This window comes from Pseudomonas sp. PB105 (assembly GCF_009764655.1).
Classification (GTDB): domain Bacteria; phylum Pseudomonadota; class Gammaproteobacteria; order Pseudomonadales; family Pseudomonadaceae; genus Aquipseudomonas; species Aquipseudomonas cyclaminis.
In genome coordinates this window covers 1-21,638 of sequence record NZ_RWIO01000076.1, presented here as the reverse complement: position 1 = coordinate 21,638, position 21,638 = coordinate 1, and the positions used below count along the sequence as shown (strand labels likewise).

General features: G+C 61.2%; 19 protein-coding genes. 14 read left to right on the top strand and 5 right to left on the bottom strand.

Annotated features, from left to right (window positions below; all coding sequences use genetic code 11):
* Positions 1-109 precede the first annotated feature (109 nt).
* Both EJD88_RS18735 and EJD88_RS18730 read right to left on the bottom strand, forming a co-directional pair.
* Positions 110-1,765, bottom strand: a complete 1,656-nt coding sequence (locus tag EJD88_RS18735) for an acyl-CoA dehydrogenase family protein (protein WP_158878715.1) — start codon at positions 1,763-1,765, stop codon at positions 110-112.
* Positions 1,766-1,832: 67 nt separating this feature from the next.
* Complete coding sequence (locus EJD88_RS18730; RefSeq protein ID WP_158878724.1) at positions 1,833-4,223, bottom strand: hybrid sensor histidine kinase/response regulator; 2,391 nt, start codon at positions 4,221-4,223, stop codon at positions 1,833-1,835.
* A gap of 276 nt (positions 4,224-4,499) precedes the next feature.
* On the opposite strand from EJD88_RS18730, the gene EJD88_RS18725 reads away from it, so the two are divergent.
* The 4 genes from EJD88_RS18725 to EJD88_RS18710 all read left to right on the top strand — a co-directional run bounded on the left by EJD88_RS18725 (position 4,500) and on the right by EJD88_RS18710 (position 8,036).
* Entirely contained in the window at positions 4,500-5,297 is a 798-nt protein-coding gene (locus EJD88_RS18725; RefSeq protein WP_150676964.1) for a hydroxymethylpyrimidine/phosphomethylpyrimidine kinase, read from the top strand.
* A gap of 32 nt (positions 5,298-5,329) precedes the next feature.
* Entirely contained in the window at positions 5,330-5,953 is a 624-nt protein-coding gene (gene thiE / locus EJD88_RS18720; RefSeq protein WP_099584688.1) for a thiamine phosphate synthase, read from the top strand.
* Positions 5,954-5,971: 18 nt separating this feature from the next.
* Positions 5,972-7,255, top strand: coding sequence for a glutamate-1-semialdehyde 2,1-aminomutase (hemL, locus tag EJD88_RS18715; RefSeq protein ID WP_099584687.1), 1,284 nt, complete (start codon positions 5,972-5,974; stop codon positions 7,253-7,255).
* 226 nt (positions 7,256-7,481) lie between these two features.
* Positions 7,482-8,036, top strand: coding sequence for a tetratricopeptide repeat protein (locus EJD88_RS18710; RefSeq protein WP_099584686.1), 555 nt, complete (start codon positions 7,482-7,484; stop codon positions 8,034-8,036).
* Between the two features lie 8 nt (positions 8,037-8,044).
* Here the strand turns inward: EJD88_RS18710 and EJD88_RS18705 are convergent, their stop codons facing one another.
* Positions 8,045-8,371 carry a DUF1820 family protein gene (locus EJD88_RS18705; protein WP_003236992.1) on the bottom strand — a complete coding sequence of 109 codons (327 nt, stop codon included), beginning with the start codon at positions 8,369-8,371 and terminating at the stop codon, positions 8,045-8,047.
* 131 nt (positions 8,372-8,502) lie between these two features.
* Between EJD88_RS18705 and miaB the strand changes: the two genes are divergently transcribed.
* The 5 genes from miaB (at position 8,503) to lnt (ending at position 13,906) form a co-directional block, all read left to right on the top strand.
* The gene (gene miaB / locus EJD88_RS18700; RefSeq protein ID WP_158878714.1) at positions 8,503-9,831 is read left to right on the top strand and encodes a tRNA (N6-isopentenyl adenosine(37)-C2)-methylthiotransferase MiaB; all 1,329 of its coding nucleotides are present in this window, start codon (positions 8,503-8,505) and stop codon (positions 9,829-9,831) included.
* 216 nt (positions 9,832-10,047) lie between these two features.
* A complete protein-coding gene (locus EJD88_RS18695) occupies positions 10,048-11,052 on the top strand; it encodes a PhoH family protein (protein WP_069673128.1) in 1,005 nt (334 codons plus the stop codon).
* Positions 11,045-11,503: an rRNA maturation RNase YbeY gene (gene ybeY / locus EJD88_RS18690; protein WP_158878713.1), complete on the top strand. Its 459-nt coding sequence runs from the start codon at positions 11,045-11,047 to the stop codon at positions 11,501-11,503. The genes EJD88_RS18695 and ybeY overlap by 8 nt, the downstream gene beginning before the upstream one ends.
* 31 nt (positions 11,504-11,534) lie before the next feature.
* Positions 11,535-12,374, top strand: coding sequence for an HlyC/CorC family transporter (locus EJD88_RS18685; RefSeq protein WP_005791724.1), 840 nt, complete (start codon positions 11,535-11,537; stop codon positions 12,372-12,374).
* A gap of 8 nt (positions 12,375-12,382) precedes the next feature.
* Positions 12,383-13,906, top strand: a complete 1,524-nt coding sequence (lnt, locus tag EJD88_RS18680) for an apolipoprotein N-acyltransferase (RefSeq protein WP_158878712.1) — start codon at positions 12,383-12,385, stop codon at positions 13,904-13,906.
* 64 nt (positions 13,907-13,970) lie between these two features.
* Here the strand turns inward: lnt and EJD88_RS18675 are convergent, their stop codons facing one another.
* Positions 13,971-14,732, bottom strand: a complete 762-nt coding sequence (locus EJD88_RS18675) for a YdcF family protein (RefSeq protein ID WP_158878711.1) — start codon at positions 14,730-14,732, stop codon at positions 13,971-13,973.
* Between the two features lie 99 nt (positions 14,733-14,831).
* Positions 14,832-15,149, bottom strand: a complete 318-nt coding sequence (locus EJD88_RS18670) for a hypothetical protein (protein WP_099584681.1) — start codon at positions 15,147-15,149, stop codon at positions 14,832-14,834.
* A 261-nt stretch (positions 15,150-15,410) separates the two neighbouring features.
* Between EJD88_RS18670 and leuS the strand changes: the two genes are divergently transcribed.
* The 5 genes from leuS (at position 15,411) to EJD88_RS18645 (ending at position 21,488) form a co-directional block, all read left to right on the top strand.
* Positions 15,411-18,017 carry a leucine--tRNA ligase gene (leuS, locus tag EJD88_RS18665; RefSeq protein WP_158878710.1) on the top strand — a complete coding sequence of 869 codons (2,607 nt, stop codon included), beginning with the start codon at positions 15,411-15,413 and terminating at the stop codon, positions 18,015-18,017.
* A gap of 88 nt (positions 18,018-18,105) precedes the next feature.
* Entirely contained in the window at positions 18,106-18,711 is a 606-nt protein-coding gene (gene lptE, locus EJD88_RS18660; protein ID WP_099584679.1) for an LPS assembly lipoprotein LptE, read from the top strand.
* A gap of 39 nt (positions 18,712-18,750) precedes the next feature.
* Positions 18,751-19,788, top strand: a complete 1,038-nt coding sequence (holA, locus tag EJD88_RS18655) for a DNA polymerase III subunit delta (protein WP_158878709.1) — start codon at positions 18,751-18,753, stop codon at positions 19,786-19,788.
* A 148-nt stretch (positions 19,789-19,936) separates the two neighbouring features.
* On the top strand, positions 19,937-20,101 hold the full coding sequence (gene arfA, locus EJD88_RS18650) for an alternative ribosome rescue factor ArfA (RefSeq protein ID WP_099584677.1): 165 nt from the start codon (positions 19,937-19,939) through the stop codon (positions 20,099-20,101).
* A 61-nt stretch (positions 20,102-20,162) separates the two neighbouring features.
* Complete coding sequence (locus tag EJD88_RS18645) at positions 20,163-21,488, top strand: lytic murein transglycosylase (RefSeq protein WP_099584676.1); 1,326 nt, start codon at positions 20,163-20,165, stop codon at positions 21,486-21,488.
* The last annotated feature ends 150 nt before the right edge of the window (positions 21,489-21,638 follow it).

Here is a 21,638-nt window from a genome sequence, read left to right as displayed (position 1 = left end):
GTTCTGACGTGCTGGCCTTTATCTTGCCTGTATCCCGGCTTCACTGAAACAGGTGGTTTGGAATGCATTTTAAAATGCGGGAGGGGGCTTGCCCTCCCCTGGCCCGGGTTTACTTGGGGGGATGGGGTGTGGCTCGCTGGACAATCGCCGCCACATCAATGCCGCGTGGCAAGGCGCCATACACCCGACCCGACGATTCACCCAACCGGCTGGCGATAAAGCCATCACTGACCGCCGCATTCCCCGCCTCCAGCAACAGCTTGGCCTGCAAGGCGACAGCAATATCCTCGGTCAGCTGGCGTGCGCGGTACTGGATGTCCTGGGTGTCCATGAACGCCGACTTCAGGCGCTCGATGTGCCGCGCCAGTTGCTTGTCACCCTGGCCATCGCCCAACTCGACAAACAGCGCTTCCAATACACCCGGCTCCTTGGACAATGCGCGCAGCACATCCAGGCACTGCACATTGCCGGAACCTTCCCACGTCGAATTCACCGGCGCCTCACGGTAGAGGCGCGGGAGGATGCTGTCCTCGACATACCCGGCACCGCCCATGCATTCGGCCGCTTCGTTGATCATCGCCGGCGCGCGCTTGCAGATCCAATACTTGCCCACCGCCGTCACCAGCCGGGCGAATTTGGCTTGCTGCTCATCGCCCAGGTGATCCAGCGCGCGGCCCATGCGCAGGCTCAAGGCCAAGGCGGCCTCGCTTTCCAAGGCCAGGTCGGCCAGCACGTTTTGCATCAGCGGTTGTTCACTGAGCACACGACCACCCACCAAACGGTGGGCGCAATGATGGCTGGCCTGGGTCAGCGCCTGGCGCATCAAGGCGCTGGAGCCGACCATGCAATCGAAGCGGGTCATGGCAACCATCTCGATGATGGTCGGCACGCCGCGGCCTTCTTCGCCGATCATCCAGGCCAGGGCACCACGGAACTCTACTTCGCTGGAGGCGTTGGAGCAGTTGCCGAGCTTGTTTTTCAGGCGTTGGATATAGAACTCGTTGCGCGTGTCATCTGGACGGTGCCGAGGTAGAAGGAAACAGGTGAGGCCCTTGTCAGTCTGGGCCAGGGTCAAGAACCCATCGCACATCGGCGCCGAGCAGAACCACTTATGCCCCACCAGTTCGTAAGCCTGCCCCGGGCCGCCTGCGCCCACGGGATAGGCACGGGTCGTGTTGGCCCGCACATCGGTGCCGCCCTGTTTTTCGGTCATGGCCATGCCGATGGTGGCGCCGGCCTTGTGGGCAATGCCGACATTGCGCGGGTCGTATTCGGTGCTGAGGATTTTCGGCAACCAGGTCTTCGCCAGGTCTGGTTGCAGGCGCAGGGCCGGGACGCAGGCGAAGGTCATGGTCAGCGGGCAGCCGGTGCCGGCTTCGGCCTGGCTGTGAAGGTACGTCAACGCGGCCCGCGCCACATGGGCGCCGGATTGCGGATGAGCCCACGGCAACGACGGCAGGCCATGTTCGACGGCCGTGCGCATCAGCTCGTGGTAGGCCGGGTGAAACTCCACCAAGTCGATGCGATGACCATAACGGTCATGACTGTTGAACACCGGTTTATTCTGGTTCGCCAGGAACCCGGCCGCCATCAACGGCCCACCGGCCAGTGCGCCGTAGGCATCGATGCGCGCCTCTGCCCAGCCTGCGCCATAGCGGCGCGACCACTCTTGCAAAGGCAAGTCGATGCGGTACAGGTTGGTGCCATCCAGGGATGGGGGCTGGTTGGTGACGTCGTGGGTTTCAGCGAATGGGTGCAGGTTCATGACGGGCCTCCTGGAAACAGCCCCGTTGGGTTGAGGCCTGAATTTCAGTTAAGCACCGTCATCCGCCTTAAAAAAGTGGCATACCCGCCGAATACCCGGCGCGTTCACCCTCTTGCGGACACAGCACCCGGCGTGTCAACACCGCCTGCAAGGCCTCGAAACGCACGGGCTTGGCGAGGCGGTCGGATACGCCGATGCCATGACAGTGCTCGCGTTCAGACACATTCAGTGACGTGCTCAAGGCAATCACCGGCAACTCACCGCAGCCCGGCAGAGCACGGATCTGACAGCACAATGAGAAGCCGCCTTCAGGTAGATCCAACACGACTGCGTCGAAATTGCCGCCCTGCAAGGCCGCTAGAGCGCTGGGGCCGCTGTCCACGTTTTTTACCCGGTAACCCAGTTTGAGCAACATGCCGCGCACTGCCAGTTGGCCGACGCTGTTGTCATCCACCAGCAGCACCGCGCAGTCTTGGGGCGCACGCTGCCGGTCCACTGCTGGTTTTGCTTCTGGCGCCACCGGGCTGACTTCCACCTCCAATTGGAAGCGGCTGCCCTTGCGCAACTCGGAATGATGGGTAAGGCGCCCGCCCAGCAGCTCGATCAATTGCCGACAGATCGCCAGGCCGATACCCAGGCCGCCGTATTCGCGAGTCATGGAACCATCCAGCTGGAAAAACCGCTGGTACAGAGTGGCCTCGTCCAGGAAGGCGAAGCCAATACCGGTGTCAGTCACAATAAAGCTCAAGCGCAAGCCACCGTCACTGTGGGGCACGCCCACCACCCGCAGGCGTACGGCGCCTTCGTGGGTGAATTTGAATGCGTTGTCCAGCAGGCAATCCAGGCACTGGATCAGTTTGTCGGCGTCGCCCACCACCCGGTCCGGCAGTTCATCGGCCACGTCGATGGAAAACGCCAGGCCCTTGCTTTGGGCGCTGACACTGAACTGCTGGCGCAAGGTGTCGAGCACCCCGCGCAGGCTGAACACCTGCGACTGGGCACTCAGGCGCCCAGCCTGAAGTTCGGTGAGGGTGAGAATGCCATTGACCATGCGCATCATGTCTCGCGCCGAGCCGGCAGCGGTTTGCTGGTATTGCGCCAGGTCGTCGTCCAGCGGCACGGTTTGCATCAGCTCAAGGGAGCCGATCACGCCGTTCATGGGGGTACGCAGTTCGTGGGTCAGTGTGGCGAGGAACTCATCCTTGAGCCGGTTGCTGCGGGCAAGCTGCTGGTTGAGCACTTCGAGCTTCTGGCTGGCGTCGAGGAGAATCTGTGCCTGTTGCTCACGCATGGAATTGATGCGGTCTGCCAACGCCAGGGACAACAGCGCCACTTCAATCGCCGAACCGATCTGGCTGGCGTACATCGTAAGGAACACATTGGGCAGGTAGCCCAGCACCATCAGCGTATTCACCACCCCGCCCAGCAGGAAGGCCGACCAGGCGATGATGAAATAGCGCGCCACCCGCTGGCCGCAATACCAGGCCTTGATGGCGGCGACAAAGATGGTCACGGTAAACACCAACGCCAAGCCGGTAGCCAGGCGCAGCGCCAGGGCGTAGCTGGTCATCAGCGACAGCAACATGACCACCGCGCCGCAGCCCACCAGCGCCAGCAGAAAACTATTGATCCAGCGACTGTGCAGTGCGGTATGCAGGAAACTGCGCGCAAACAGGCTACCAAACAACGCCGCCGCGCCAATAAGGAACGGCGTCGCGGCATTCGCCCACCACGGGTTGTTCGGCCAGAAATACTCCACCGCCGCGCCGTTGACCGACAGTTGGTACATGCCGAACGAAGCGATATAGAAGATGTAATAGAGGTAGCTGGTATCGCGCACACTGAGGTAGATAAACAGGTTGTAGACCAGCATCCCCAGCAACACGCCGTAGATCAGGCCCAATACATACAGGCGCAGCGGCTGCTGCTCCAGGTAGGCGGTGCTGGACCAGAGTGTCAGCGGGGCCTGGATCGAACCTTCGCTTTGCAGACGCAGGTAGACGGTCTTCGCCTCTCCAGGATTGAAGTCGACTTTGAACAGGTAGTTGTTCTGGCGAATCTCACGGGCGGAAAACGGCAGCGCATCCCCAGTGCGCCCGGCCAGACGGTAGTTGCCGGTGCTGTCGGGCAGGTACAGGTCGAGGTGGTCCAGCGGCGGGTAGGCCAGCTCCAACAGCCAGGTGCGTTGGGCCTCGGGGCCGTAGGGCAGGTAATGCAGGTTGACCTTGAGCCAGAACACCGAACGTGAATAGCCGGCATTGAGGGTGTCTTTATCGTGGGGTTTGAACTGCCGGGCGGCGGAAGGCGCGCTGACGTCGGCAATGGTGAGCGAATCGGTGGGGTCTTCGAGCACTTGCATAGCTCGGCCCAGCGCCAGGCTGCGGGTGTCCTGGTTGAACTCAATGGCGCTGGCGAGCATCGGCAGCCCGCACAACAATAAAATCAGCAAATAGCGCATAGAGCCCCAGCGTGGCGTGTCCGGTAAGGTCAAAAGCTCCCCATTCCTTTTGAGAAGACGTACACCGGCGGTACAGTTAAGTTGTTTGGATCCACTTTAGCATAGCCGCTAAAGGCCATTGGACACCATTGAAATAATTTTCCTGAAGGCTCTAGAACAAGCGTTTCAGCGCACTTTTGCGCAGAGAAAAGCGCCAAAAAAGCGTCGCACTTTGGACAAAATTCAACCATCGCCCGACGGCCACGCCAAAAGCGTTTGGTGGTAAGCTCGCGCACCATGAATATCTACAGCTCTCGCCCTGTTGTCCTCTGTCTCTCCGGCCATGATCCCAGTGGTGGCGCCGGCTTGCAGGCAGATATCGAAGCCCTGCTCGCCCAGGGGTGCCATGCGGCTCCGGCTGTCACCGCCCTGACCGTGCAGAACACCGTCAATGTCAGCGACTTCCGCGTGCTCGACCGCGAGTGGGTGCTGGCACAGGCCAATGCCGTGCTTGGCGATTCCGAAGTGGCGGCGGTCAAACTGGGTATGCTCGGCTCCACCGCGATGGTCGACACTGTGGTCGAACTGCTGCAGGCGCACCCGCACCTGCCAGTGGTGTGCGACCCGGTGCTGCGTGCCGGCGGCGGCGGCAGCCTGGGCAAGGACGAAGTCGGCTACGCCATGCGCGAGCGGCTGTTGCCGTTGTCGCTGATTGCCACGCCCAACCTGCCCGAAGCGCGCATCCTTGCGGAGTTGCCCGAAGGCACGGCGGACGAGTGCGCCGAAAAGCTGCTGCCGTTTATCAAGCACCTGTTGATCACAGGCGGCCATGGCGACGAGCATGAAGTGCACAATCGCCTCTACAGCCGCGACGGCACCCAGCAGACCTTTACCTGCCAGCGCCTGCCCGGCAGTTATCACGGTTCGGGTTGCACCCTGGCCAGCGCACTGGCCGGGCGGATCGCTCAGGGCGAAGAGCTGGTGAGCGCGGTGCAATCGGCGCTCAACTACACGTGGCGTACCCTGCGTGACGCCGAACAGCTCGGCCAGGGTCAGTTTGTACCGCGCCGTTTGCCGCTGGATTTCTGTTCGTAACTTTCTGCTCTTAGAAGCAAGAGGCCTGCCCGATGAAACTACGTGGCCTTTACGCCATCACCGACAGCCAACTGCTGGCCGGCAAATTCCTCGCCTATGTAGAAGCGGCATTGGACGGTGGCGTGACCCTGTTGCAGTACCGCGACAAAAGCAGCGACGAAGCCCGGCGCCTGCGCGAAGCCGAAAAGCTGCGGGAGCTGTGCTCGCGCTACAAGACCCAACTGATCATCAACGATGACGCCGAATTGGCCGCGCGCCTGGGCGTCGGCGTGCACCTGGGCCAGACCGACGGCCCACTGACGCCAGCCCGTGCGCTGCTCGGTTCCAGAGCCATCATCGGCGCCACCTGTCACAGCCAGATCGAACTGGCCGAGCAGGCCGCGAAGGAAGGCGCCAGTTACGTCGCCTTCGGTCGCTTCTTCAATTCCACTACCAAGCCCGGCGCACCTGCCGCCACCGTTGAAATGCTGGCCGAGGCCCGCAAGCGCCTGCACCTGCCGATCTGCGTGATCGGCGGTGTCACCCTGGAGAACGCCGAGCCCCTGGTGGCCCATGGTGCCGATCTGCTGGCCGTGGTCCACGGTTTGTTCGGCGCCGACAGCACCCAGGAAGTCACGCGCCGCGCCCGCGCTTTCAACGCTTTAATCACATCCTGAATTCAGAGAGCCCTCACCATGTCTCGTTCCGAAACCCTGTTTGCCAATGCCCAGAAACACATCCCCGGCGGTGTGAACTCCCCCGTGCGTGCGTTCAAGAGCGTGGGCGGCACGCCGTTGTTCTTCAAGCATGCAGAAGGCGCCTACGTCACCGACGAAGACGACAAGCGTTATGTGGATTACGTGGGCTCCTGGGGTCCGATGATCCTGGGCCACAGCCACCCGGACGTGCTGGATGCGGTGCGTAAACAGCTGGAGCATGGTTTGTCCTACGGCGCCCCAACCGCCATGGAAACCGAGATGGCTGACCTGGTGTGCTCAATCGTGCCGTCGATGGAGATGGTGCGCATGGTCAGCTCCGGCACCGAAGCCACCATGAGCGCGATTCGCCTGGCCCGTGGTTTCACCGGCCGCGACAGCATCATCAAGTTCGAAGGCTGCTACCACGGCCACTCCGACAGCCTGCTGGTCAAAGCCGGCTCCGGCCTGCTGACCCAGGGCGTGCCAAGCTCGGCCGGTGTGCCGGCGGCATTTGCCAGGCACACCCTGACGCTGCCGTTCAACGACATTGCTGCCGTCGAGCAGATGCTCAGCGAAGTTGGCCAGGACGTGGCGTGCATCATCGTCGAGCCCGTGGCCGGCAACATGAACTGCGTACCGCCGGCGCCTGGCTTCCTCGAAGGCCTGCGCGAGCAGTGTGACAAGCATGGCGTGGTGCTGATTTTCGACGAAGTGATGACTGGCTTTCGCGTCGCCCTCGGCGGTGCCCAGGCGCACTACGGCGTGACGCCGGACCTGAGCACCTTCGGCAAAATCATCGGCGGCGGCATGCCAGTGGGCTGTTTTGGCGGCAAGCGCGAAATCATGCAACACATCGCACCACTGGGCCCGGTGTACCAGGCTGGCACGTTGTCCGGTAACCCGTTGGCCATGGCCGCTGGCCTGACTACCCTGCGGTTGATCAGTCGTCCCGGCTTCCACGCCGAGTTGACCGACTACACCACGCGTCTGCTGGATGGCCTGCAACAGCGTGCCGACGCGGCCGGTATCCCATTTGTCACCACGCAGGCGGGCGGCATGTTCGGCCTGTATTTCAGCGGTGCCGACGATATCGTCACCTTTGATGACGTGATGGGCAGCGACGCCGATCTGTTCAAGCGCTTCTTCCACCTGATGCTGGAAGGCGGGGTCTACCTGGCCCCGAGTGCCTTTGAAGCGGGTTTCACGTCGATTGCCCATGGCGAAACCGAGTTGCGACTGACTCTGGACGCCGCCGAGCGCGCATTCGCTGCCCTGAAATAAACGGTCGCAAAAATCTGGCGTCGCTATAGGTGGCGTCAGATTTGCTACTTTTCTGACAGAGCTTTCCTTATTTTTTCGAGAATTTACCTGCAATCCGGCAGATAACTTGCCCAAGCAGCAGAAAAACGAGTAAAGACTTTGTAAGCAGAGGCCTGCTTATTTCATAATGCGCGCTTATTGGATCCCGTGAGGGTCCGCGCGCCCCGTCAGAGGTAAGTCGATTCCCATGAAACGCACCGGCCGCACCCTGGTACTGGGCTGCCTGTTGCTCCTTCAGCCGCTGCTGGCACATGCCCAGGCAGGCGGCAACTCGTTGTTAATTCCAGCGATGGGTCGTTGCACCCTCAATACCCAGCCAGACAGCCAGGCCGAATCCCTGAGCGCGTGCCAGAAACAGGCCGACGACGGGGATGCGCAGGCGCAATACGAGTTGGGCGAGTACTTCCACGACAGTAAAAACCCTGCACGCGACCTCAACAAAGCCTTGAGCTACTTCGAGAAAGCTTCGTTGCAGGGCCACGCCCAGGCACAATTTCAGCTCGGCACCATGTTCTTCAAAGGCGAAGGCGTGCCGGCCAATAACGTTCAGGCGTATATCGTGCTGAAAATGGCCGCGGTCAACGGCGCCGAAGACGCGCTGGACACCGCCGACGAAGTCGCCGAGCACATGCAACGCGATGAACTGGAAGTGGCCACCCAGGTGCTGGGCCAGATTTTCCGCAACTATCTTCAGGAATTGCAGAGTGCCGATGGGCGCTCGCCCTTCTCCCCCCTGCCCTGACAGCCGCCTTACTTTTCAGGCATCGGCATCGGAAATGGCATCACATTGCTCACGCCCCGCGCCTCGCTGATCTTGGGCGTGCCCAGGCGCTCGACTTCATCGATGCGCACGATCGAATGCATCGGCACAAAACTGCGCACCACGCCCTCGAACTGAGCCTTGAGCTTTTCTTCGCCCGGGTCGACGACCAATTGGGTGCGCTCGCCAAAGACGAACTCTTCCACTTCCAGAAAACCCCACAGATCACTTTGATAGATCTGCTTGGCGTACATTTCGAACACCTGGCCCTGGTTAAGGAAAATCACCTTGTAGATTGGAGCTTCACGTTTGGTCATGGTGGGCGAGCAACACATCGGGGATATAAAAGAGGGCGCGAACTATAGCATGGCACCCGATGCACAACGCTAGGAACCAATGGGCATGCCCCCTATAATGCGCGGTTCTTTACCACCAGTTGACGATTCCCATGGCCAAGAAGCTTTATATCGAAACCCACGGTTGCCAGATGAACGAGTACGACAGCTCGCGCATGGTCGATCTGCTGGGCGAACACCAGGCCCTGGAAGTCACCGCCCGCGCCGAAGATGCCGACGTAATCCTGCTCAATACCTGCTCGATCCGCGAACGGGCCCAGGACCGCGTGTATTCGCAGCTGGGCCGCTGGCGTGAATTGAAACTGGCCAACCCGGACATGGTCATTGCCGTCGGCGGTTGCGTGGCCAGCCAGGAAGGCGCCGCGATTCGCGACCGCGCGCCCTATGTCGATGTGGTCTTCGGCCCGCAAACCCTGCACCGCTTGCCGGAAATGATCGACGCCGCCCGTGTCACCAAGCTGCCTCAGGTAGACGTCTCGTTCCCGGAAATTGAAAAATTCGACCACTTGCCCGAGCCGCGTATCGACGGCCCAAGCGCCTACGTGTCGGTGATGGAAGGCTGCAGCAAGTACTGCACCTTCTGCGTGGTGCCCTACACCCGCGGTGAAGAAGTCAGCCGGCCATTCGACGACGTGCTGGCGGAAATCATCCACCTGGCCGAAAACGGCGTACGCGAAGTGACCCTGCTGGGCCAGAACGTCAACGGCTATCGCGGCCTGACCGAAGACGGCCGCCTCGCAGACCTGGCGGAGTTGATCCGCGTGGTGGCGGCTGTGGACGGTATCGAGCGCATCCGCTACACCACCTCGCACCCGCTGGAATTCTCCGACAGCCTGATCCAGGCCCACGCCGACGTGCCGGAGCTGGTCAAACACCTGCACTTGCCGGTGCAATCGGGCTCGGACCGCATCCTGTCGGCCATGAAGCGCAACCACACCGCCCTGGAGTACAAATCCAAACTGCGCAAATTGCGCGCAGCGGTGCCGGGCATCTGCATCAGCTCGGACTTTATCGTGGGTTTCCCCGGTGAGACCGAAAAAGACTTCCAGCAGACCATGAAGCTGATTGAAGACGTTGGTTTCGACTTTTCCTACTCGTTCGTCTACAGCCAGCGCCCCGGCACACCGGCCGCTGACCTCATGGACGAAACCCCGGAAGCGCTGAAAAAAGAACGCTTGAACGCGCTGCAGCACCGCCTGAATCAGCAGGGTTTCGAAATCAGCCGACAAATGGTCGGCTCGACCCAGCGCATCCTGGTCACCGACTATTCGAAGAAAGACCCGGGCGAGCTGCAAGGCCGTACCGAGAACAACCGAATCGTCAACTTCCGTTGCGACAACCCGACCCTGATCGGCCAGTTTGCCGATGTGCACATCGATGCGGCGCAACCGCACTCGTTGCGTGGCTCGCTGATCCAATAATTTTCAGATCATTGGAGATCAAAATGTGGGAGGGGGTTGGCCCCCGATGGCAGTGGATCAGATGGCCCACCTGTTTCTGACACTCCGCCATCGGGGGGCAAGCCCCCTCCCACATTTGAAACGTGCACATTCCGATAACGTAAGTGCTTTCGCACACAGGTCACTGGCGTTATTCTCTCTTTCACCTCAATTGCCAAAGGGCGGCTAAAAGCGACCTTGAACGCACCCATAGTAGAACCCCATCGTTTTATCCTTGAGCCCTTTGAGGCTCGCCGTTTCGCCAATCTGTGCGGACAGTTCGACGAGCACCTGCGCCTGATCGAACAACGCCTGAGCATCGAAATCCGCAATCGCGGCAATCAGTTCGAGCTTATTGGTGAACCCCAACACACCACGTCTGCAGAAAACCTGCTGCGTCGCCTCTATCGCGAGACCAAGGGCAGTGAACTGTCACCGGAAACGGTGCACCTGTACTTGCAAGAGTCCGCTGTAGAAGACCTGGCCAACAACCCTGTGGCCGAAGCCAGCGTGGCCTTGCGTACCAAAAAAGGCATGATTCGCCCACGCGGCCTGAATCAGCAGAAGTACGTCAAGGAAATCCTCGGCAACGACATCAACTTCGGCATCGGCCCGGCCGGCACCGGCAAGACCTACCTGGCCGTGGCCTGTGCAGTCGACGCCCTGGAGCGCGAGCAAGTGCGCCGCATCCTGCTGGTGCGCCCGGCGGTTGAAGCGGGTGAAAAACTCGGCTTCCTGCCCGGCGACCTGGCCCAGAAGATCGATCCGTACCTGCGCCCGCTGTATGACGCGCTGTACGAGATGCTTGGTTTTGAATACGTGGCCAAGCTGATCGAGCGCCAGGTGATCGAGATTGCCCCGCTGGCCTACATGCGCGGTCGCACCTTGAACAACAGTTTCATCATCCTCGACGAAAGCCAGAACACCACCGTCGAGCAGATGAAGATGTTCCTCACCCGTATTGGTTTCGGCTCTACCGCCGTAATCACCGGCGACATCACCCAGGTCGACCTGCCCAAGGGCACCAAGTCCGGCCTGGGCCAGGTGATCGAGGTACTCAAGGACGTGCCGGGCATCAGCTTCACGCACTTCATGCCCAAGGACGTGGTACGCCACCCGTTGGTGCAGCGCATTGTCGAAGCCTACGAGCGCTTCGAACACCGCGACGACGGACTGTCAAAGGACGTTCGCCGCGATGCTTGAGCTTGACCTGCAACTGGCCACCGACGCGCCTGCCCCCAGCGAAGACCAGTTCCGCCAATGGTGCGAGCTGGCCCTGCGCCAGCGCACTGCCGACTCGGAACTGACCATCCGTCTGGTGGACGAGCCAGAAGGCCGCGAACTGAACCACACCTGGCGCCAGAAAGACTACGCAACCAACGTGCTGTCCTTCCCCGCCGACGTCCCCGACGAGCTGCTGGATATCCCGCTGCTGGGCGATCTGGTGATCTGCGTCGAGGTGGTTGAGCGCGAGGCGAAGGAACAAAGCAAGGAACTTGAAGCCCACTGGGCTCATCTAGTCATCCACGGCTGCTTGCATCTTTTGGGTTACGACCATATAGACGATGACGAAGCCGAGGAAATGGAAACACTGGAACAAACGTTGCTTGCCGAATTGGGTCACCCTGATCCGTATGCAGACGACGAAACCTAACTGACACAACAAAGGATTTAGAGTAATCGCTATGAGCGAAGACCGATCGAGCAACGGGCAAAAGTCATGGCTGGGTAAACTGACCCAGGCTTTTGCCCACGAGCCGAAAAACCGCCAGGAGCTGCTGGAGCTGCTGCGCGAGGCCCACCAGAACAAGTTGCTGGACAGCGAAGCGCTGGCCATCGTCGAAGGCGCCATCCAGGTGGCTGACCTGCAAGTCCGGGACATCATGGTCCCGCGCTCGCAGATGATCAGCATCAAGGCGACCCAGACCCCACGGGAATTCCTCCCGGCCGTGATCGACTCGGCGCACTCGCGCTACCCGGTCATCGGTGAAAGCCATGACGACGTCATGGGCGTCCTGCTGGCCAAGGACCTGCTGCCGCTGATCCTCAAGGAGAACGGCGACAGCTTCAACATCAAGGACCTGCTGCGTCCGGCCACCTTCGTGCCCGAATCCAAGCGCCTGAATGTGCTGCTGCGCGAGTTTCGCGCCAACCACAACCACATGGCCATTGTGATCGACGAATACGGCGGCGTGGCTGGCCTGGTGACCATCGAGGACGTGCTGGAACAGATCGTCGGCGACATCGAAGACGAGCACGACGTCGAAGAAGACAGCTACATCAAGCCGCTGCCGAGCGGTGACTTCCTGGTCAAGGCCCTGACACCGATCGAGAACTTCAACGAGTTCTTCGACAGCGAATTCTCCGATGATGAGTTCGATACCGTTGGCGGCCTGGTGATGAGTGCGTTTGGCCACCTGCCAAAACGTAACGAGACCACTGAGATCGGCGCGTATCGCTTCCGCATCCTGAATGCGGACAGCCGTCGTATCCACTTGATCCGCCTGACTCCGATTGCCCGCTAAGGACTGACATGCGCCGTTTGATCGCACCCGGCTGGCCCGGTAACTTGCTGGCCGTGGTGGCCGGCGCCATCACCACCCTGGCGCTGGCGCCGTTCGATCTGTGGCCGTTTGCACTGGTCGCAGTCGCAGTGTTCTATATAGGCCTGCGGGAACTGACACCCCGTCAGGCCCTGTGCCGTGGCTGGTGTTTCGGTTTCGGTCTGTTCGGCGCGGGGACCAGCTGGATCTACTACAGCATCCACCACTTCGGCGGCGCTTCGGTGCTGCTGGCGGGGTTCTTGATGCTGCTGTTCACCGCCGCCATTGCCTGGTTCTTCGCCCTGCCCGCCTGGCTGTGGGCGCGCTGGCTGCGCCGCAATGAAGCGCCGTTGGCGGACGCGCTCACGTTTGCCGCATTGTGGGTCGGCCAGGAAGCCTTTCGCGGATGGTTCCTCACCGGTTTCCCGTGGCTGTACTCCGGTTACAGCCAGCTCGATGGCCCCCTGACAGGCCTGGCGCCCATCGGCGGGATGTGGCTGATTTCCTTCGCGCTTGCGCTGACTGCAGCCCTGTTGTGCAACCTGCCGCGCCTGTTGGCGGGCAAGCGCAATGCCTTTATCGGCGCTGGGCTGGTGTTGCTGGTCGCCCCCTGGGCCATCGGACTGGCGCTCAAGCATCACGCCTGGACGGCTCCGTCCGGCGCGCCGCTGACCGTGGCCGCCATCCAGGGCAACATCGAACAAAGCATGAAATGGGATCCGGAGCAGCTCACCGCGCAGTTGGCGCTGTACCGTGACATGAGTTTCAGCTCCAAGCCCGTCGATTTACTGGTGTGGCCGGAAACGGCGGTGCCGGTGCTCAAGGAATCCGTCGAGGGTTACCTGGGCATGATGGGCAAGTTCGCGGCCGACCGGCACACCGCGCTGATCACCGGCGTACCGATTCGCCAGGAAGTGCACCACCAGAAGCGCTACTTCAACGGGATTACCGTGGTGGGCGAAGGTGATGGGACTTACCTCAAGCAGAAGCTCGTGCCCTTTGGCGAGTACGTTCCGCTGCAAGACGTGCTGCGCGGACTGATTGCCTTCTTCGACCTGCCAATGTCGGACTTCGCTCGCGGCCCCGCCGACCAGGCGATGTTGCAGGCCAAGGGCTATCAGATAGCGCCGTTTATTTGCTACGAAGTGGTGTACCCGGAATTTGCCGCCGGCCTGTCGGCCCAGAGCGATCTGCTGCTGACCATCAGCAATGACACCTGGTTTGGCCGCTCCATCGGCCCGTTGCAGCACCTGCAAATGGCGCAGATGCGCGCGCTGGAAGCGGGGCGCTGGATGATCCGCGCCACCAACAATGGCGTGACCGGGCTGATTAATCCGTATGGCCAGATCACCGTGCAGATCCCGCAATTCGAACGCGGCATTCTCTACGGGGAAGTGGTGCCGATGCATAACCTCACGCCGTACCTGCAATGGCGCTCGTGGCCGCTGATCATCGTGTGCCTGATGCTGTTTGGTTGGGCGTTGCTCGCGGCCCGCATGTCGAAAACCGTCTAACAGACCAACACCGAAACAAATGTGGGAGGGGGCAAGCCCCCCCCCACATTTTTGACTTATGGTGTTATTGATAGAACAGCCGATACCCCACCTGCCCCACCGCTTCATTGATCAACTGCCCGCTCTGCCACACCGACTTGAACTCCGGCATCCAGCCGCCCAGTGGCCGGGCGTTGTCCACGCCAAGGAAGCCCACGGGCGCCGGCACCACGGTAAAACCGGCCTTTTCAAAACTCCACACTGAACGCGGCATGTGCCAGGCCTGTGTCACCACGACCACGCGCTTGATCCCCTCGGGCAGTAGAATCTCGGCACTCATTTGCGCATTCTCCCAGGTGGTGCGGCTGCGCTCTTCCTTCCAGCGTACCGTCACGCCGAAATCATCCTGCATCGACACCGCCATCAGCTCAGCTTCGCTGGGCGGCGTGCCGTAGTGCAATCCACCGGTGGTGAGCACCGGCAGGCCGGACGCCTTGGCCAATCGGGCGGCATACCGCTGGCGCTCCAGGCCGATACCGGTAGGCTGGTCAGTGCCCCATGCGGGGTCCCCGCGCTCACGCCCCGAGCCCAGTACCACGATGGCATCGGCGCGCTGGGCCAACGTCGACCAGTCTTCACGAGCCAAGGGCGGTGAGGTTTCCAGAGCGCGCGCGCCCCACTCCACCGCCACCGGCAGGCTGATCAACCACATGCCGCCCAAGCCCAAGGCGAAGCAACATCCGGCCAAACGTGGACGGCTGCGACGAAACCACCAGGCAAGGGCTAGCAGCAGCAAAAGAATGCCGGGAGGCAGGAGCAGTTGTTTGATGAAATAACGAATAGGCATCGGGCATCTCCATAGATGCCCGAAGCCTAAGGTGTAACGGGGTTTAGCGACAATCTCTACAGTGACATAGCGCAGTAGTGTGGTTCTGCGGGGAGTGAACTACTTGTAGCGGGCGGACCGGAATGTTTCCGGGCCACGACCGGCCGGCAAGTCCTTGAGCCACACCACCTTGGCAGAGTGCGTAGGCTCCTGGGCTGGCGGGGTTGCCACCCAAGGGGGCGCACTGCGCTTGTTGCGTTCCAGATAAGCCTTGATCAGTTCCAGCTCTGCACGGCTCAACCCGCGCAGTTCCAACTCGACAGGCCGTTCATCACGCAATCGGCCCGCTGTTCTCGCTGCATCCAATGCACGACCCAATCGGTCGATCAGTCCTTCGTAGACTTCCGGTTTCGTTGCGATTCGCTGCGATTCAACCATCCCCTCACCTCATTGAAGAAAGACTTGCTCCCCAATAAACAGCGTAGCCCCCGTAGCTACGCCTGCCCGGCGCCGCGACAGACGGCCTCGGCTGCGCAATCAGGGTTTCCCTCGATAGAGTGGGGTCATGTATGCTACGGCGCTTCCTGTAACTCCACTTCCCGCAGGGTTTGGGCACGGACGCGCCGCTTTTTGGTGTCGAACAACCTGAACGTTGCACCGAAGAGGATTAGGCCACCCCTATCCAGTTCAAAAGTAGCCATGCACGAACAATATCAGCCCCGTGAAATAGAAAATGCCGCCCAAACCTTCTGGGACGAGCAAAAGTCCTTTGAAGTCAGTGAACAGCCGGGCAAGGAAACTTTCTACTGCCTGTCGATGTTCCCTTACCCCAGCGGCAAGCTACACATGGGGCATGTGCGCAACTACACCATCGGCGACGTGATTTCCCGCTACCAGCGCATGCTCGGCAAAAACGTTCTGCAACCCATGGGTTGGGACGCCTTCGGCATGCCGGCAGAAAACGCCGCGATGAAAAACAACGTGGCTCCCGCCAAGTGGACCTACGAAAACATCGCCTACATGAAGACCCAGCTGCGCAGCCTGGGCCTGGCGGTGGACTGGTCCCGCGAAGTGACCACCTGCAAGCCGGACTACTACCGCTGGGAACAATGGCTGTTCACTCGCCTGTTCGAAAAAGGCGTGATCTACCGCAAGAACGGTACCGTGAACTGGGACCCGGTCGACCAGACCGTGCTGGCCAACGAACAAGTCATCGACGGTCGCGGCTGGCGTTCCGGCGCGGTGATCGAAAAGCGCCAGATCCCGATGTACTACTTCAAGATCACCGCCTACGCGGATGAGCTCCTGTCGAGCCTCGACGATCTGCCGGGCTGGCCTGAACAGGTCAAGACCATGCAGCGCAACTGGATCGGCAAGTCCAAGGGCATGGAAGTGCAGTTCCCGTACAACGTCGATTCCATCGGCGAAGCGGGCGCGCTCAAAGTCTTCACCACCCGTCCGGACACTTTAATGGGAGCGACTTACGTCGCCGTGGCCGCCGAACACCCGCTGGCCACCCTGGCCGCACAAAACAACCCTGAGCTTTCGGCGTTCATCGCCGAATGCAAAGGCGGCAGCGTGGCCGAAGCCGACGTCGCCACCCAAGAGAAAAAAGGCCTGCCGACCTCGCTGTTCGTCGAGCACCCGCTGACCGGCGAAAAACTGCCGGTGTGGGTCGCCAACTATGTGCTGATGCATTACGGCGACGGCGCGGTAATGGCTGTGCCGGCCCACGACGAGCGCGATTTCGAGTTCGCCGTCAAATACAACCTGCCGATCAAGCCCGTCGTGCGTACCAGCGCCGGTGACACCACCCCGACGCCTTGGCAGGACGCTTACAACGAACACGGCACACTGATCAATTCCGGTGAATTCGACGGCCTGGACTTCCAGGGCGCCTTCGACGCCATCGAAGTCGCACTGATCAAGAAGAACCTCGGCGCCTCGCGCACCCAGTTCCGCCTGCGCGACTGGGGCATCAGCCGCCAGCGCTACTGGGGCTGCCCGATCCCGATCATCCACTGCGATACCTGCGGTGACGTGCCGGTACCGGAAGACCAACTGCCGGTCGTACTGCCCGAAGACGTGGTGCCGGATGGCGCCGGTTCGCCGCTGGCGCGCATGCCCGAGTTCTACGCGTGCAGCTGCCCGAAATGCGGCGCCCAGGCCAAGCGTGAAACCGACACCATGGACACCTTCGTCGAGTCCTCGTGGTACTACGCCCGCTACGCCTCGCCTCACTACGAGGGCGGCCTGGTGGAAAAATCCGCAGCCGACCACTGGTTGCCGGTGGATCAGTACATTGGCGGTATCGAACACGCCATTCTCCACCTGTTGTATGCGCGCTTCTTCCACAAGCTGATGCGCGACGAAGGCCTGGTGAGTTCCAACGAGCCGTTCAAGAACCTGCTGACTCAGGGCATGGTGATCGCCGAGACTTACTATCGCCGCGAAGCCAATGGCGCCTACACCTGGTTTAACCCGGCTGACGTCGAGCTTGAGCGTGACAGTAAAGCCAAGGTCATCAGCGCCAAGCTGATCGCCGACGGCCTGCCGGTGGAAATCGGCGGTACCGAGAAAATGGCCAAGTCGAAGAACAACGGCGTCGACCCACAGTCGATGATCGACCAGTTCGGCGCCGACACCTGCCGTTTGTTCATGATGTTCGCCTCGCCGCCTGACATGAGCGCCGAATGGTCCGACTCCGGTGTCGAAGGCTCGCACCGCTTCCTCAAACGTGTCTGGCGCCTGGCTCACGCCCATGTCAGCCAGGGCCTGCCGGGCAAGCTGGACGTGGCATCCTTGAGCGACGAGCAGAAACTCATCCGCCGCAGCACCCACCTGGCCATCAAGCAAGCCAGCCAGGATGTGGGCCAGAACCACAAGTTCAACACCGCCATCGCCCAGGTGATGACGCTGATGAACGTGCTGGAAAAAGCCCCGCAAGTGACCGAACAGGACCGCGCCCTGGTACAGGAAGGCCTGGAAACAGTCACCCTGCTGCTCGCGCCGATCACCCCGCACATCAGCCACGACCTGTGGAGCCGTCTGGGCCACAGCGACGCGGTCATCGATGCGCGCTGGCCGGTGCAGGATGACAGCGCGCTGGTACAGGACACGCTGCAACTGGTGATCCAGGTCAACGGCAAACTGCGTGGCCAGATCGACATGCCGGCCACTGCCAGCCGTGAAGAAGTCGAAGCCGCCGCACGCGTCAACGAGAACGTGCTGCGCTTTACCGAAGGACTGACGATCCGCAAAGTGATCGTGGTGCCTGGCAAACTGGTCAATATCGTCGCTAGCTAATCGGATCGGGCGCAGGGCTTGAGCCCTGCGCCGAACAAAGCCTTCAGGGCCTCGATAAGGCCCACATGGTTTCAAGGGGAGCAACAAAATGATCAAACGCAATCTGCTGGTTATGGGCCTTGCCGTGCTACTGAGCGCTTGCGGCTTCCAGCTGCGCGGCACCGGAACCAATGAACTGACTATCAAGGAACTGGATGTCAGCGCACGCGACGCCTACAGCGAAACCGTGACCCAGCTGCGCCAGGTCCTGGAAAACAACGGCGTACACGTCTACACCGGCGCAACCTACAAGCTGTTCCTGGCGAACGAGAAAGAAACCCAGCGCAACCTGAGCTACGCCAGCGCCGGCCGTGCGTCCGATATCGAACTGAGCACCGTACTGAGCTTTGAAGTCCAGGGCCGTGATCACCTGCCATTGATGGGTGACAACATCCAGGTGCAGAAAATCGTCAGCCACGACGGCAACAACCTGGTAGGTTCGGACGCCGAAATCACCCAGGTGCGCCAGGAAATGCGTCGGGATCTGGTGCAACGCATGGTCCTGCGCCTGTCGATGCTGACCCCGCAACAGCTGGAAACCTTGCAGCAAGCTGCTGATAACAAGGCCAAGGCTGACGCCGACGCACTTAAAGCCGCAAAAGAGTACGAAGACAACACGCCGAAACAGTCGCCTGTTGAAGTACCTGCCGAGTAAGCCGAACGGGGCGCCCCAGGCGCCCCGCTCTAACTGCCTATGAAACTCGCCCCCGCCCAACTCGCCAAACACCTGCAAGGTAGCCTTGCGCCTGTCTACATCGTCAGCGGTGATGACCCGTTGCTGTGCCAGGAAGCTGCCGACGCCATCCGTACCGCCGCCCGCCAGCAGGGCTTTGATGAACGCCAGGTCTTCAGTGCCGACGCCAGCTTTGACTGGGGCACGCTGCTGCAAGCCGGTGCGAGCATGTCGCTGTTCGCCGAAAAACGCCTGCTGGAACTGCGCCTGCCCTCGGGCAAGCCCGGCGACAAGGGCGCTGCGGCGTTGATGGAATACTGCTCGCGGCCCGCTGAGGACACGGTCTTGCTGATCAGCCTGCCCAAACTCGACGGCAGTGCGCAGAAGACCAAATGGGGCAAGGCCCTGGTAGAAGGGGCTCAGACCCAGTTCATCCAGATCTGGCCGGTGGACAGCAATCAGTTGCCACAGTGGATTCGCCAGCGCCTGTCTCAATCAGGGTTGTCTGCAACGCAAGACGCCGTAGAGTTGATCGCCGCTCGGGTCGAAGGCAACTTGCTTGCCGCCGCCCAGGAGATCGAGAAACTCAAGCTGATGGCCGAAGACGGACAGATCACTGTCGAGACCGTTCAAGGTGCCGTGGCAGACAGCGCGCGTTTTGACGTGTTTGGACTGGTGGACGCAATCCTCAACGGCGAACCCGCCCACGCCTTGCGCATGCTTGAAGGTCTGCGCAGCGAAGGGGTGGAGCCGCCGGTGATTCTCTGGGCCCTGGCCCGTGAGCTGCGGGTCTTGGCCAATATTGCCCTGCAATACAGCCAGGGCACACCGCTGGACAAGTGTTTCAGCCAGGCCCGGCCGCCAGTGTGGGACAAGCGCAAACCCTTGATGAGCAAGGCCCTGCAACGGCACACAGCGCAACGCTGGGCGCAGCTGTTGCTTGAGGCGCAGCGCATTGATGCGCAGATCAAAGGCCAGGCAGCCGGTTCGCCGTGGATGAGCCTCAGTCGCTTGTCGCTGTTGATGGCCGGCCAACGCCTGACACTTCCCGCCGAATAGCCCCTCTGTTAAAAACACTGCAAAACCAATATGGGAGGCGGCAAGCCCCTCCCACGCTTTTGATTGCGCTTACAATTGATGGGCTTTACAGCGGCCGAACTTCGGCAGATTATTTGCACCGTTCCCCTCCCCCAAGAGAGTCAAGACCATGAGCAAAAAGCCATCCAAGCATGGCCCCAACAAGGCCAAATCCATCATCGCCCAGCCACTGTTCCGCGCCCGTCAGGAACGCGCCGGCAAGGGCAAAGGCAGCTACCGCCGCGAAGCCTTCCAGTCTAATAGCTGGGAGGCTTCTTACTTTCTGGCTGCCTGAAGGCAAGCGCCCCTCCGGCATGATAAGGTCTGTGTCTGATTTGTAATCCCTGGACCTGTGCATGCCCTCTCGTCTTTCCCGTCATTGGCACCTTCGCCAATTGATCGCTGCCTCCAGCCTCATTCTGCTTGTCGCCTGCGCGGAAAAACCCACCGCCGCCGACGCTCAACCCCTGCCCAAACTCCAGACCGCACCCGTGGTAGCGCCCGCTGTCGTGGCCCCGCTGGCCGTGGATAACCTCGACATCCAACCGACCCAGACCTTCGCCGAATGGCAGGCCGGCTTCCGCGCACAAGCCCTGCAGGCCGGCATTACCGCCGCCGTGTTCGACAATGCGTTCGCCAATGTCACCCCGGACATGGCGGTGATCCGTGCCGACCGCAGCCAGCCGGAGTTTTCCCGCCCGGTGTGGGAATACATCGACGGCGCTCTGTCGCCACTGCGCGTGCGCAATGGTCAGGCGCTGCTGATCAAGTACGCCGATATCCTGCAAAGCATCGAACAACGCTATGGCGTCGACCGCCAGGCGCTCGTCTCGGTGTGGGGCATGGAGAGTAACTTCGGCCAGTTCCAGGGCAACAACTCGGTAATCCGCTCCCTGGCGACCCTGGCCTACGAAGGCCGGCGCCCGGCCTTTGCCCAGGCGCAATTGCTGGCGGCTCTGCAGATCATCCAGCACGGCGATATCCAGGCCGACCAGATGAAAGGCTCCTGGGCCGGCGCCATGGGCCAGACCCAATTCATCCCGACCACCTACAACACCCATGCCGTGGACTTCGACGGCGACGGTCGCCGCGATATTTGGAACAGCCCGGCCGACGCCCTCGCCTCCACCGCGCACTACCTGCAAAGCTCCGGTTGGCAGAAAGGCCAGCCGTGGGGGTTCGAGCTCAAACAACTGCCGGCGAACTTCGATTACGCCTTGGCCGATGGCGGCACCCGCAAGACCGTCGCCGAGTGGCTGAAACTGGGGGTCCAGTTACCGCCGGGCGCAAGCATGCCGGCCAATGTCGACGAGCTCTCCGCCGCCCTGCTGCTGCCTGCGGGCTATCGCGGCCCGGCGTTCCTGGTGCTGGATAACTTCCGCGCGATCCTCAAGTACAACAACTCGTCGTCCTATGCGCTGGCGGTTGGCCTGCTGTCGGAACGGTTTGGGGGCGGTGGCGTGATTCGTGGCGAATGGCCAAAAGATGAGCTGCCGCTGAGTCGCTCCCAGCGTATGGATTTGCAGACAGCGTTGAATGCCAATGGCTACGACGCGGGCAACCCGGATGGGATTATCGGCGCCAACACCCGCAAGGCGATTCGTGCGGCGCAGCAGGCGCTGGGCTGGCCGGCGGACGGGTATCCGACCGTGAAGCTGCTGGAGTCCCTGCAAAACCGCTAGATCTGCGTATGGCGACTAAAGCAATCGGGGGCAAGCTGAACTGGCCTAATGATTTTGGACACTTCAATCGGGCGCTATGATAGCGCCCAAATTTGAGGTGTTTGGATATGCGTAAATCTTATTCGAGTGAGTTCAAGCTCAAGGCCGCCA

What these genes read in the sequence shown, in the direction of transcription:
- EJD88_RS18735 (WP_158878715.1), bottom strand. Translation starts at nt 1,765, where the DNA reads ATGAACCTGCACCCATTCGCTGAAACCCACGACGTCACCAACCAGCCC.
- EJD88_RS18730 (WP_158878724.1), bottom strand. Translation starts at nt 4,223, where the DNA reads ATGCGCTATTTGCTGATTTTATTGTTGTGCGGGCTGCCGATGCTCGCC.
- EJD88_RS18725 (WP_150676964.1), top strand. Translation starts at nt 4,500, where the DNA reads ATGAATATCTACAGCTCTCGCCCTGTTGTCCTCTGTCTCTCCGGCCAT.
- thiE (WP_099584688.1), top strand. Translation starts at nt 5,330, where the DNA reads ATGAAACTACGTGGCCTTTACGCCATCACCGACAGCCAACTGCTGGCC.
- hemL (WP_099584687.1), top strand. Translation starts at nt 5,972, where the DNA reads ATGTCTCGTTCCGAAACCCTGTTTGCCAATGCCCAGAAACACATCCCC.
- EJD88_RS18710 (WP_099584686.1), top strand. Translation starts at nt 7,482, where the DNA reads ATGAAACGCACCGGCCGCACCCTGGTACTGGGCTGCCTGTTGCTCCTT.
- EJD88_RS18705 (WP_003236992.1), bottom strand. Translation starts at nt 8,371, where the DNA reads ATGACCAAACGTGAAGCTCCAATCTACAAGGTGATTTTCCTTAACCAG.
- miaB (WP_158878714.1), top strand. Translation starts at nt 8,503, where the DNA reads ATGGCCAAGAAGCTTTATATCGAAACCCACGGTTGCCAGATGAACGAG.
- ybeY (WP_158878713.1), top strand. Translation starts at nt 11,045, where the DNA reads ATGCTTGAGCTTGACCTGCAACTGGCCACCGACGCGCCTGCCCCCAGC.
- EJD88_RS18685 (WP_005791724.1), top strand. Translation starts at nt 11,535, where the DNA reads ATGAGCGAAGACCGATCGAGCAACGGGCAAAAGTCATGGCTGGGTAAA.
- lnt (WP_158878712.1), top strand. Translation starts at nt 12,383, where the DNA reads ATGCGCCGTTTGATCGCACCCGGCTGGCCCGGTAACTTGCTGGCCGTG.
- EJD88_RS18675 (WP_158878711.1), bottom strand. Translation starts at nt 14,732, where the DNA reads ATGCCTATTCGTTATTTCATCAAACAACTGCTCCTGCCTCCCGGCATT.
- EJD88_RS18670 (WP_099584681.1), bottom strand. Translation starts at nt 15,149, where the DNA reads ATGGTTGAATCGCAGCGAATCGCAACGAAACCGGAAGTCTACGAAGGA.
- leuS (WP_158878710.1), top strand. Translation starts at nt 15,411, where the DNA reads ATGCACGAACAATATCAGCCCCGTGAAATAGAAAATGCCGCCCAAACC.
- lptE (WP_099584679.1), top strand. Translation starts at nt 18,106, where the DNA reads ATGATCAAACGCAATCTGCTGGTTATGGGCCTTGCCGTGCTACTGAGC.
- holA (WP_158878709.1), top strand. Translation starts at nt 18,751, where the DNA reads ATGAAACTCGCCCCCGCCCAACTCGCCAAACACCTGCAAGGTAGCCTT.
- arfA (WP_099584677.1), top strand. Translation starts at nt 19,937, where the DNA reads ATGAGCAAAAAGCCATCCAAGCATGGCCCCAACAAGGCCAAATCCATC.
- EJD88_RS18645 (WP_099584676.1), top strand. Translation starts at nt 20,163, where the DNA reads ATGCCCTCTCGTCTTTCCCGTCATTGGCACCTTCGCCAATTGATCGCT.